Here is a 12,538-nt window from a genome sequence, read left to right as displayed (position 1 = left end):
ACATGCAACTGCTAACCCTCCCCCCTTCCCCGGCCTTGGCCACCTCGATCCGGGCAACCGCGCAAGTCTTTGAAGACCCCAAGTCCAAAGCCTTGCTCCAGCACCTGCAACAAATCGCGCCCAGTGATGCGAGCGTGCTGATCATTGGTGAAACCGGCACCGGCAAAGAACTGATTGCGCGCCACATTCACAACCTCAGCGCACGCAAGCACCAGCCTTTTCTGGCCGTAAACTGCGGTGCGTTCTCAGAATCGCTGGTGGAATCTGAACTCTTCGGCCATGAGAAAGGCGCCTTTACCGGCGCGCTGGGCGCCAAGGCAGGCTGGTTCGAAGAAGCCAACGGCGGCACCCTGTTTCTCGATGAGATTGGTGATTTGCCAATGCCGATTCAGGTCAAGCTGCTGCGTGTTCTACAAGAGCGCGAAGTGGTCCGCCTGGGCTCGCGCAAAAGCATTCCCATCAACGTCCGTGTCCTGGCGGCCACCAACGTACAGCTGGAAAAAGCCATCAACGCCGGGCACTTTCGCGAAGACCTGTTCTATCGCCTGAACGTGGTCAACCTGGAACTCACCCCACTGCGCGAACGCCCCGGCGACATCCTCCCGCTGACCCGCTACTTCATCGACACCTACAGCCGTCGACTGGGTTATGGCGACGTCGTACTGAGCCCGGAGGCAGAGCAAAAACTCGCGCACTCCAACTGGCCGGGCAACATCCGCGAACTTGAAAACGTCATTCACCACACCCTGCTGATCTGCCGCGACGGTGTCATCCAGAGTGACGACTTGCGCATGTCCAACCTGCGCATCACCCGACCAGAAACCAGCAGCGTCAACAGCGACCAGAGCGCCGAAGAACTGCTGGAACATGCATTCCAGCGGCTGTTCGAGAGCCAGTCTGACAACCTCCACGAAAACGTCGAACGCAGCCTGCTGCGCGCGGCCTATCGTTTTTGCCACCACAACCAGGTCCACACCGCCAAACTGCTGGGGCTGAGCCGCAACGTCACCCGCACCCTGCTGATCAACCTCGGCGAATTAAAAGTCAACAAACGCAGCGCAACAGAACCCAAGCAAGATGAACGCGTGTTGCATTTATCGATTTGAATACTGCCTTGCGATAACAACAAAACCCTGTAGGAGCGAGCTTGCCTCACGATCTTTTAAATAGTCAAAAGATCGCGAGGCAAGCTCGTTCCTACAGAGTGGAGTATTTTCAAGCAGCATTAGGTGAACAACTTTTTAAAAGAGCATTATTTTGATTAACAAACCAAACCTGACGACTTCATCTCAAAGATTTCATCCAGCGTTCAAAAAATTCGCGCTGAACGAGTGGATCGTTAGTAACTCCCTCAGCATCATAATCAAAAATATTGACCAAATTCTCCCTGAAAGCTTGCTTCCCAAGGGTCAGCTCATACGCCAAAAGCCCTGATGACATTTGCGAAGAGGCTCTTGAAGGATGCACATTGACTTTCGCCCCCTTACAAAAGAACTCAATATTTGACAGCATGGCTCTTAATTTTATAAAGCTCGAAAATAAGTTTTCTGCACAACAAGAATACACAGCCCCATTTACAGCCAAATCAATGCAGGACGACTCAACGTCATATGACAGCTTTGCTTTTACTAATAGGCCGTCATTTCTCACACTAACTTCTCGATCATTCACTTTTATTCCCTCGCGAGATTTTCAATAGAGCAGCGACATGTAAGCCGTTACTTCACCAGTCCCCTATTACTCAACCTCGAGGAGTTGAACATCAATAACCGCAGCGCAACAGAACCCAAGCCAAATAAATGCGTGCTACATTTGTCGATTTGAAAACTGCCTTGCGGTGGCAAAAAAATCCTGTAGGAGCGAGCTTGCCTCGCGATCTTTAGATCGTTTAAAAGATCGCGAGGCAAGCTCGCTCCTACAGAGGGGTATATACACTTTTTTGTGCGACATCGAAAACGATTAAAAAAATTACTAGCAACAACGACCCCTTATAATAGTTTATTCCAACCCTATAACCAGATACACCACTATGACCCATAAAACTTTAGATCCTCACAAATAAACCCTTGTGCCTTAGCAATTTCAAGAGCCAAATCACCTATAGTTTTAGCAAAAAAATAGCCTCGGGAACATCCCATTGGAAGTCCTTTACTACACAAACTTGAAAAGTTCCTTCCGGATCAAAAGAGGGATACCAACCCACATCCAGCAAAATATTCTCAGGATATTCAACCTGCAACATATCCTCTTTCAATGAATCCCAAGCCAAAGCTGCAGTACCCTCAGTTACGCTTGAGAGCTCATCATATAAAACCCGCCGTACCTTAAAGTACCGCACAATCATTTATTCACGCTCTGAAATTTGACGCCTACATACTACTCCATAACTTAACTCTATCTAAATCTATTGACTAAACTTTCTTCACTAGCAATACGCCCACACTATTACTGCCACTTTCCTATCTAGCCTTAAAAACACTTTATCTAATCTTCAACTCTCGCATTAAAGTATACTGACGGCCCGCATAGAGACACATGCCTTGTTGAAAAAAAAATGAGCGAATCCTTATTTGACATGCGCACCCTATACTCCCCTGCCAGCATAGCTATATCAACGTTCAATTTTTCATTTGTAGGTATACCCTTAATTTCAAGCTCGCGGAAATTTCCGCAGCTTATACCAATCCTGCAAGTATTAAATTCGGCCTTTCTCCACTTCTCGGGCAAAGTATCCGGTATTTCTTGTATATCAAATTCCACTGTAATACTCGGCCTATTATTGTCTACATGCAAAGCAAATAAATCAACTAACCCAATAGCCACAGGAAAGCTAAAAACTTTTCCAAAAAAAACACTTCCATCCAGCTCATTCCAATGCTTCATTTTCTTTCCTTAAAGTAGAAATGATCTTTTGCCCCCGGAATCTTTCCGGTCCTTGGATTACTAATTGGCCTTAGGTTTAAATGAGGTTTCTGGTCCCCCTCATTTCCAGGCGCTGAAAACTTATGTCCGGCGCTATGATCTTGAATGATGATTTTCAACCCATCCTCACGCGTAAACTGATACTCCCGCGTGAGGATAGGTTTACCGTAAGCATTGAGAACATTTTCATTGCTTCTATCTGTCATGTTCACATATTTAATCTGACTAATTTTCCCAGTTCTCGGATCATATACAGAATCAGGATGTTGTGTCCTTGGGATACCAGCCTCCAATTTAGCCTGCTTAAAAGCACCGTTTCGAGAGACCTCGGGAGGAATTAGCTCATTTGGCCGCTCACACGCAGGAGTATTATCCCCTCCAGGACACGGGTTCAACCCCAACGGATCCACCCACCCTGTCGGGTTGGGCACGTACTGGTAGCTGTTCAGGCCACCTGCGAGTTTGATCGGGTCGGGGGTGAGGTAGCGGCCGGTGTTGGGATTGTAGTAGCGATGGCGGTTGTAGTGTAGTCCACTCTCTTCGTCGTAATACTGGCCCTGAAAACGCAGCGGGTTGGTGATTTCGGCCTTGTCGAGTTTGTGGACGTTGCCGTAGGCGCGGTAGTGGGCCGACCAGACAATTTGGCCACGGTGGTCGGTGAGTTCTTGTGGGGTGCCCAGGTGGTCGAGCTGGTAGTGGTAAGCCCGTGCGGTGTCGCCCTCACCCTGGAGCAAGGCCAGTGGTTTGAAGGTGCCCGGTTCGTATAAATAGCTGCAGTAGTGGCTGATGCCACGCAGGCCTTTTTGTTGGGCGCTTTCGGCGATCAGGCGTTCGCCCTGCCAGAGATATTGCGTAGTGGTGCCACCATGGTCTTTGCTGATACGCCGCCCGAAAGCGTCGTAGCGGTACGTCACCTGGCTGCCGTCTGGCAAGGTGATGCCGATCAGGCGCTGCTGGCTGTCATAGCGGTAGTCGCGGTTGAGGCGTTGGCCGGTGCCGCGTCGCTCTTGGCGCAGGTTGCCGTAGGCGTCGTACTCAAAATGGCTGTCGCCTTGCATCAGCAGGCGGTTGCCTTTGATGTTGGCGTAGCGGCTGTGCCGTTGGCCGTCGATGCTTTGATCGAGCAGGTTGCCCGCCGGGTCGTGGACGAAGTGTTCGGTCAGTTGGCCGCGTACTTCGGTCAGGCGGTCGAGCGGGTCGTAGGCAAAGCTTTTTTGCCCTTTACGGCTGTCACTGAGCAGACTGAGGTTGCCGTTGGCGTCGTAGCGGTAGTGACGGCGGTACAGCGGCTGACCCTCGATATCGCCACGGGTATTCAGTTGGCTGACGGCGTGGTCTTGCAGTCGGCCTTGTTCGTCGTATTGGTAGTGGCTGACCACGTAGCCTTGTTGGCGGACGGTTTCCAGCCCCGCTTCGTAGCGATGCCCGGTGAGGGTTTTGCCGTTGAGGTCGATGCCTTTGAGGGCGCCGCCTTTTTGATAGTGGTAGTGCAGACGGTTGCCATCAGGCAGCCGGCAGTCGCTAAGTTGGCCGAGTGTGTCGTACTGATAGCGCAGGGTCGCCCAGCCTTGATGCTCACTGACAAGGCGATCTTGCAGGTCGTATTCGTAGGCCAGCGGCCAGGCACCGTCGTCGACGGCAGTCAAGCGACCCAAGGTGTCGTAGGTGTAGGTGATTTCGCTGCCATCAGGCAGGGTTTTGCTTGTCAGCCGCCCTGCAGGGTCGCGCGCGTAGGCAGTGACCAGCGGAGCACTGTCAGGATGTTCTGCGTCCGGGAATTCGGTCTTTTCCAGTAACTGCCCTTTAAGGTCGTAGGCATAAGCAGTTTTACGGCCGTCAAAGCCGATTTCTTGCTGGATCAAACCGTTGGGGTAGTACTCAAGCTGGTAGTGCTCGTGCCGCTCGTTTTCGATACCGGTCAACAATAAGCGGGCGTTGTCGTAGCGGTAGTTGAGCTGGCTGCCATCAGAGTTGATGCGGCGGCTGATCAGGTGCAGGTTGTCGGCGTATTCGTAGCGGGTGATATGGCCGCGCTCATCGCGCTCAGCCGTGACTTTGCCGTAGGCGTTGTAGCTCCAGGCGCGGGTTTTGCCACCAGGCAAGGTGATTTGGCTGAGACGGTTGGCAGCGTCCCACTGGTACTGGGTGATGGCGCCCCGCTCGTCTTGCCGGGTGATGGTGCGACCTTGTGCATCGTAGCGATAACGCCGTTGCGTGCCGTCTGGCAGGGTTTCGTCGAGCAGTTGCCCAAGCGGGTTCCAGGTCAGTGTGTGCTGGCTGCCGTCCGGGTAATACAGACCGCTGAGTTGGCCTTTAGCAGTGTATTTGTAGTGGGTTAGATTGCCGTCCGGGTCGGTCTGGCAGGTGATGTCGCCCTGGGTGTTGCGTTCATATTTCCAACTGGCAAGACCGCGCTGCACTTTACGCACATGGCCGTTGAAGTAGCTGTAGAACGTCGGCTCGTCAGTGGGCGGGATCACTGCCGTAAGCTGCCCGGCCTCGTTGTACTGGTATTCGGTAACAGCGCCGAGCGGGTCTTTTTCAGCGATCAGGCGGCCTTTGTCATCGTAGGCCTTTTGGTGCTCAGCGCCGTCCGGGTCGACCTGGCTGACTAGCCGCGCATTGTCGTCATGCACATAGACTTGCTGGCTGCCGTCACGGTTTTTCACCGTGACCGAGCCTTGGTCGTCCCATTCGTAGGTGGCGTCCATCTGCCCGAAGTTGGCCCAATGACGGATGCAACGCGCCTGCTTGCCCGTGTGTTGCCACTGCCAATAAAACGCCGCGCCACCCGCCAGTTGCCGTTCCTGGATGACGTGTTGGGCGTCATAGCGGTAGTGCTCGGTTTCTTCCAGCGCATTGCTGGCGCTAATCAGTTGCCCCGCTGCGTTGTAGCGATAGGCGACCTGCGTGTAGAGGGTTGCCCAACGTTCAAGGTGAATCCCGCACTTGGCGTAGTGGTCATTTGAGCGCTCGGCAAATTCACGGCTGTCATCGTATTGCTGGTAGTCAACAGCGCTGAGGCGTGCGTCGGTGTAGCGCAGCAGCAAGGCGCGGCCGGCACCGTTGTCTATGCGGTGCAGTCGCCCTTGCTGGTAGGTAATTTTCAGCCGGTTGCCGTAGGCGTCGCTGATGGCGGTCAGTCGCAAGTCGTTGAAGTGATAGAAGCGGCTGCTTTTACCGGCGTGGGCGAGGATCAACTCGCCATCATGGTCGCCCAGGTAAATCGCCGCCTTGGCCAAGCTGTTGATGATGGCCGGGCGTTGTGCGCTGGGCTGCGGAAAGCGGGTCTGACGGTTTTCGTGGTCCGTCCAGAACAGTTCGTCGCGTTCGCGTTGAAGGCGGTGCGACAGTGTGTGGCTCCAGCCAAAGCCCAAATCGCCGTTTACTTCGACCGCGCTGGTGCGATACAGGCGCGTCCACTCAAGGGGCAGCGCGCCGTCGAGCACGCCATCAGTCAAGGTCAGCAGCTCTTCGCCAGTGACCATTGAGACCGGGCAGCCATGGGTTTGGGTGTCTTTGGCAGGTTCGGCAGGTTTGCCGTTGGGGGTTTGGGATTGCGACGGGGCATCGTCGACGTGCTCGACCACCTCCAGCGTGGTTCTCGCCTTGGGTTTGCTTCGGGCTATAACCGTGGCATCAGGGATGCTTTGGGCGGGGGTTAGGCCACTCTGCGGTTTGATATCCAGATCAGCCTTCAATCCTGGATCCAGGCGACCCTCGCTTTGCAGCAAAATCGGCTTGCCCACTGTGGCGTGGTGAGTGGATCGCGCTTTGCTGGTGCGCATCAGCAGGTCGACAAAACCTTCCAGCAACCGAGTCGCTTTTGCGCTTTCAACCACAGTGTTGGCCCCCTTGATAGAGAGCCGTACAGCCAGGCCAATCCCCCCACTGAATATGATGCCGAGGACGATATTGATCAGAACGTCAGTGGTGAGGCGCGCTTGTATCTCGCTACGAACTTGGGGCGGTAATAGTTTGAGCCAGGCGATCAAGGCTGCGAAATAAGACCACATCAGTGGCTCATCGCTGGCAATTAGCAGCGCGGTTTCCAGTGTTTCTTTGGAGGCATTCAAGAGCAACTTCAGTTGCTCTTCGCTGAGGAACTTTTTGAACTTTTCGTAGCTCTGCTGGGGGCGGCTGATCAGCTTCAAGAAACCAACGATGTCATCCCACACGGCCAACAATGACTTGATAAGGCCACTCCACTGGCTCTTGATCTCGATCCAGGAACGTCCCAGTGCATCGGCTTCCTGATGAGCTTGCCAGAGCGACAGATATTCAGTGTCCCACTGGGTACTCAGCCACTGGCTCAGGTCACTGAGCACCTCCTGATAAGAGTTAAAAAAAGCATCTAGCTGCTCAGAAGTGATCTGCGGGTAAAAGGTTACGTGGTATTGCTGATTGGGCAGGCAGCCCTCGACACGCGTGATACCGGTGGCATCAATCAACGCTCTGATCTCGACACCACCCCCCACTGGCACCAAGCGCACTTGGGTATTACCTATGGGTATAAAACGCGCCGCTTCAAAGGCGTGGACCAACGTCACTGTAGAATCGCGCTGGCATTGGGCATACATGGCCGCCGGCGCCTGATCGTCCTTGTCACGAGTCACTACTTCATCGCCGACACGAAACACTTGCTCGACATCGATCATGCCGCCGTACCAGGAGTCCGCCCGATCCCGATAGCCTTCGATACAGTGTTCTAGCTCTTGCAAAACCTGCTTTACGTCAGGCTGGGTGTCTCCAATAGTCAGAAGCATTTTGCCGATAATCGTGATCATGGTTACGCACAAACCTCTTGCTGCACATGAGCCAACAAGAGCCCGCTGTCTTTACGTTGTGTAGGGGATGAGCGCTGTACGAAATGCTCGACTTTCAGCCGCAAATGGGCTTCGCCAATCGATGCATACAACGGCGCGTGAGCGTCTTTGAGCCACTGCATGAGGTTGTCGACTACCGTGTTGAGGTCCTGCTCAGAGAGGCTGTCGAGCAGGTCACCGGGCACTTGCCACCACGGGAATGCTTGAGCGGCAAGTACCTCACCCTGCCCCACCGTGACCGGCTGGCCGTTGATCCAGTAGCGGTCGAAGACCGGCAAGACATCACGGGTCGCTGTGCCCAAATGCTGGAGGATGGGCAGCCAGTGGCGACCGTCCCAGAACCTCAAGAACACGGCTTCACCAGCGGGCATCAAGACCTGGGTCAAACTGCGCAAGTGTTCGGTAATACGTTGCGGGCTGGCCGTGGAGATGGCCAACCAGCCCCAATCGTCAGCATCGGTTTGTGCGGCCCATTGCAGAAACTCATTGTCCGGCGTCAGCTTCAGTAGATAAGGCATGACCGGGAGCCAATCGGCGTAGGGGGTTTCGGCCCACAGCAGGCAAGGCGGCTCTACTACACCCCGTTGTCGGTAAGCAGCGAGCGGGTCGGCATCGCTGGTGGAACTGATGACCGCGTACAGGCTTTCGCCGGGGCACAGCGGGTGGTCTGTCAGCCATTGCCGGGGGGTTAAAGGCTCAGATGTCACAAACGCCTCCTTTGCATTTTTCGCACTCTTCGCAGAAAGGTGCGTTGCGCTTGAGGCTGTTGATTTGAGTCGGGGTCAAGACGGCTGCAGTCAGTGCTGCAACGGTAGAGGTGACAGCGGGCAATGCCGGTGTGCCGGGCATCGGTACGCCACCGGGCAGGATCGGTGAACTGACGTAGATCCCGGCAGCGCTGACGATCAGATGCTGGCCGCCCGCCGTCAGCGAGATACACGCCCCTGCCGATAACACCACATGGGCACCGGCCTTGATCGTGACTTCCATCCCCGCGTCGACCGTCAGCGCGCCCCCCACCTGGGTGTGGCTGCTGGCGGCTACCTGGCGAAAATCGTTGGCATTGAGTTGGGCCTTGCGATCACCGCTGACGGTGCGTTCATCATCACCTTTGAGCACCGAGACGCTGTTGCCGGTGACGGTCTCAGCGCGCTGACCATCGATTTGCACCAGCGAGTCGTTTTTGATGTGTTGTTCAAGGTCGCGCTGGGCGTGCAGGTAGATCAGTTCCTGGCCCAGGCGGTCTTCAATGTGCAGTTCGTTGTAGCCTGTGCCGTTCGGGGTGCTGCGGCTGCGCAACACGCTGCGGGTTTTGTAGGCGGGCAACGGATAGGGAGGCGGGTTGAGGCTATTAACCAGACAACCCGAAATCACCGGCTGGTCCGGATCCCCCTCCAGAAACGCCACCAGCACTTCCATGCCGACCCGTGGCACGGTTACTGCGCCATGACTGTCACCGGCCCAGCTAGAAGCCACCCGCAGCCAGCAACTGCTGGCGTCGTTGTTTCGGCATTCACGGTCCCAATGAAACTGCACCTTTACCCGACCGTACTGATCGCAATGCACCTCGTCGTTGACGGGGCCGGTGACCCGGGCAGTCAGCAGGCCCAGCACCTGAGGCTTGAGATGTTTGAGTGGCGGGCGGTAGAACACATCCCATGGGGTGGCTGCGAAGTCGTTGCGATAGCCCTGGGTAAACTCGTCTGTTGGCTTGTCGTCCAGATCAGTCCCGGTCTCTTCGAGCACCTGCGGCTGTCGGCCCTGATGATGGATTTCAGTCAGCAGCCACATCGCGTTCCAGTCGCCGTGGGGGTGCTCGCTCAGGGTCATGAAATGGCCACTGATAAAACCGCAGTCGTCACTTTCGCCATTGGCCAGACAGCGGTCAGCCCGTTGGCGCTCTAGGGCCCGCTGGCTGAGCAACTGGCCGCGCTGTTCGAGGCTGAAGTGGCCCGGGTAGCGGTAATCCTCAAGATCTCGCTCGACGCGCTGGGTGTCGGGGCCGTAGCTCGCCTCGATCTCGCGACTGGCGGTTTCGAAGGTGTAATCGCGCAAGGTGCTGCGGGTGGAACGGGTGTTGATGCCCACTTCGAAATAGCTGACTACCGGCGCCTCGGCAACCAGGCCGCTTTCGCCCTGATAAGGCACGGGATGATCGAGTTTGGCGAAGGCGCTCTGGCCATCACCGAAGACCAATTGATGGCCTTGGGCTGAGTGACGGAAGTGGTAGTGAATGCCCTCTTCTTCGCACAGGCGCTGAATGAAGTGCAGATCCGTTTCGTGGTATTGCACGCAGTAGTCGCGAACCGGGTAGGTCCCGTGCAGGTTGAAGGCGTAGGCATTGCTGAGAATGCCGTGCTCCTCGAGGAGCCGGGCAATGATCTGCTCGACTGTCAGTTGCTGGAACATACGCTGGTTGGTGCGATGCTCGAGGTAGGCCAGTTGCGGCACGAGGGTCAGGGTATACACCGTCAGGCGCTGGCGGGTCTGGCCTTGGGCAATGGCATAGATGAGCCCGTGAACGCCGCCTCCGCCGTCGGCATACGCCAAAAAGGCCGGGGCATGCAGCAGTGCCACCAGATCCAGATCAGCCCGCGGGCTGACCAGTACCAGCTCGAAGGCATAAGGCGTGCTGATGGCCTCATCACCTTTGAATGACAAGACTTGAAGGTCATCAGCGAAGCCGTCAATGGTCAGGCTGAAACGAAACTGAGGCTGCGAGCGTGACATCCGCGACTCCTTGCGCTGCGGTCGCCCTGATGTAACAAAACGTCAGGGTTTATCGGTGCGCAAGTGTGCAATCACGGCATTGGGGCTGGATGTAGGCTGGGTCTATGACGGCCTGAGCATTAGGCGAATATCGAGTAGGAAGGCTGAATGATAAGTGTAGGAGGGGCCGCCCAGTCGCGCAGCAGACAGGCCACTGTAGTCGCTGACGAGGTACGAAGGCTGCGATCGGCCAGCGTGGTTCAGCGGGGCCTCTTAGATCAAGATCAAAAACCAGATCAAGATCAAAAGATCGCGAGCAAGCTCGCTCCTACAGAACTGTGTTTGGTAAGAGTGAGCTTGCCTCGCGATCTTTTCGACCCGCGAGGCAACGGCTACAGCGCGTATTAAAACAATCCGGAGGTCGGTGGCGGTGTGCCTTTCAGTTGCCATGAGCCAACGGCAGAAGCTTTCCAGTGCCGTGGGTTGTGGTTGGCCACGGTGCGTGCGTTGCGCCAGTGTCGGTCCAGGTTATGCCCGCGCCCTGTGGTCGAGGCGCCGCCCACGTCAAACACCAGTTCGGCGGCCTTGAGCGCCGACTCGGCAGCAATGTATTGCGCCTGCGCCACATCGACAGCGGCCTGGTCGACCAGGTGCGGATCGAGGTCGCCCGCCCATGCCCGGTCGATGGACTCTGCCGCGTGCAACACCACCGCTTCGGCGGTGAAGGCGCGGGCCGAGATGTCACCGACGCTCAATTCAACATAAGGGTCATCCACCGAGCGGCTGGCGCTGCTGTGTTTGATGGGCCGGGCATGCTCTTTGGCAAACGCAACGGCGTCGTTCAAGGCGTTGCGTGCAATGCCCGCCTGAACCGCCGCGAGGAACAATTGCAAAAACGGCGTGACAATTGTGCGCTTGCCCTCTTCCACCGTCCGTGTACGGATTTCGTCAGCCAGCACTTGCACGTTATTCAGGCGCGTGGTGCCACTGGCGGTCAGGCGCTGGCCCATCGCGTCAAAATCGTCGAGCAACTCCAGCCCCTTGCGGTTGCGCGGCAGGATAAACGAAACCGGTTGATCCTCTTCGTCCAACGCCACCGCGCTGACCCAGTCGGCGTACAGCGAGCCGGTGCTGTAATACTTGCTGCCAGTGGCCCGGTAGTGGTCGCCGTCGCGCACAATCCGCGCGCTGATCGAGCCGTTGGCGCCGCCCACTTCCCAGCCGGCATTGCCCACTACGATGCCGTCCAGGTAGCGGGCAAACCAGCGCTCGCGCTCGGTTTCGGCCTGTTCGCTGGAGGACGCCAGCAAGCCTTCGACAAAGCCGAACCCCGGGCGCAACGCCTGGGCGACGTTAGAATCGGCGGCGGCAATGCGGATCAATAACCGGATCACATCCTTGACCGAACCACCGCTGCCGCCATAACGCACGGGGATGCGCGTGGTGAAAAAACCGGCTTTGGCAATCTGCGCCACCGCATCAAACGGCAGCAGGCGATCACGCTCGCGTTGTGCGGCCCCCGCTGCAATGGTGGGCAATATTTCATCGGCCCGGACATTCAGTGTGTCGATCGTGGCAATGGCCTGTTCAGTAACAAGAGACAACGTAGTCATGACAATTCCTTAAGGTGTTCAAGCTTAAATAGCGATCTTCCACAGTTGCGATTCGTCAAATCGCAACGCCGTGCTTTCCGCTTCCAGCGGTGGCACCACCAGCTCACTGCCGGCGCCCGGCAAGCGCGGCACTGCGCCCAAGAGACGTTGGGTGTAAGCGTGTTTTGGATGTTCAAAAAGGTCTTCGACCGGGGCGCTTTCAACCACTTGGCCGCGACGCATCACCAGCACTTCGTCACTGACATGGCGAATCACCCCCAGGTCATGGGAAATAAACAGGTAGGCCAGCCCCAACGAGGCTTGCAGGTCGGCCAGCAGGTCCAGCACTTGCGCCTGCACCGAGACATCGAGGGCCGAGACCGGTTCGTCACAAATGATCACTTTAGGGTTGCTGGCAATGGCCCGGGCGATGGCCACCCGTTGCCGCTGGCCGCCCGACAGTTGCAAGGGGCGGCGGCTCGCCAGCTC

The 12,538-nt window shown here is 56.3% G+C and carries 9 protein-coding genes; 1 reads left to right on the top strand and 8 read right to left on the bottom strand.

Annotation, left to right across the window (positions count from 1 at the left end; translation table 11 throughout):
* Positions 1–2: 2 nt before the first annotated feature.
* Positions 3–1,106, top strand: coding sequence for a sigma-54-dependent Fis family transcriptional regulator (locus tag GHO25_RS19765; protein ID WP_048368930.1), 1,104 nt, complete (start codon positions 3–5; stop codon positions 1,104–1,106).
* Between the two features lie 178 nt (positions 1,107–1,284).
* Here the strand turns inward: GHO25_RS19765 and GHO25_RS19760 are convergent, their stop codons facing one another.
* From GHO25_RS19760 to GHO25_RS19725, 8 genes are all read right to left on the bottom strand, one after another.
* On the bottom strand, positions 1,285–1,671 hold the full coding sequence (locus tag GHO25_RS19760) for a hypothetical protein (protein ID WP_153391908.1): 387 nt from the start codon (positions 1,669–1,671) through the stop codon (positions 1,285–1,287).
* 427 nt (positions 1,672–2,098) lie between these two features.
* Positions 2,099–2,344, bottom strand: a complete 246-nt coding sequence (locus GHO25_RS19755; protein ID WP_153391906.1) for a hypothetical protein — start codon at positions 2,342–2,344, stop codon at positions 2,099–2,101.
* A 140-nt stretch (positions 2,345–2,484) separates the two neighbouring features.
* Positions 2,485–2,883, bottom strand: coding sequence for an Imm50 family immunity protein (locus GHO25_RS19750; protein ID WP_153391904.1), 399 nt, complete (start codon positions 2,881–2,883; stop codon positions 2,485–2,487).
* Positions 2,880–7,709 carry an RHS repeat-associated core domain-containing protein gene (locus GHO25_RS19745; protein WP_153391902.1) on the bottom strand — a complete coding sequence of 1,610 codons (4,830 nt, stop codon included), beginning with the start codon at positions 7,707–7,709 and terminating at the stop codon, positions 2,880–2,882. The genes GHO25_RS19750 and GHO25_RS19745 overlap by 4 nt, the downstream gene beginning before the upstream one ends.
* Before the next feature lie 2 nt (positions 7,710–7,711).
* Positions 7,712–8,455: a DUF4123 domain-containing protein gene (locus GHO25_RS19740; protein ID WP_178110156.1), complete on the bottom strand. Its 744-nt coding sequence runs from the start codon at positions 8,453–8,455 to the stop codon at positions 7,712–7,714.
* Positions 8,445–10,478: a type VI secretion system tip protein VgrG gene (locus tag GHO25_RS19735; RefSeq protein WP_153391900.1), complete on the bottom strand. Its 2,034-nt coding sequence runs from the start codon at positions 10,476–10,478 to the stop codon at positions 8,445–8,447. The genes GHO25_RS19740 and GHO25_RS19735 overlap by 11 nt, the downstream gene beginning before the upstream one ends.
* Positions 10,479–10,861: 383 nt before the next feature.
* Positions 10,862–12,070, bottom strand: a complete 1,209-nt coding sequence (locus tag GHO25_RS19730) for an acyl-CoA dehydrogenase family protein (protein ID WP_153330425.1) — start codon at positions 12,068–12,070, stop codon at positions 10,862–10,864.
* A 24-nt stretch (positions 12,071–12,094) separates the two neighbouring features.
* Positions 12,095–12,538: ABC transporter ATP-binding protein (locus tag GHO25_RS19725; protein ID WP_153391898.1), on the bottom strand; the 444-nt coding region annotated here is incomplete at its 5' end.

This window comes from Pseudomonas sp. FSL R10-1350, assembly GCF_009600525.1.
In the GTDB taxonomy this organism is placed as follows: domain Bacteria; phylum Pseudomonadota; class Gammaproteobacteria; order Pseudomonadales; family Pseudomonadaceae; genus Aquipseudomonas; species Aquipseudomonas helleri.
This window is presented reverse-complemented; position numbering and strand designations above follow the sequence as displayed.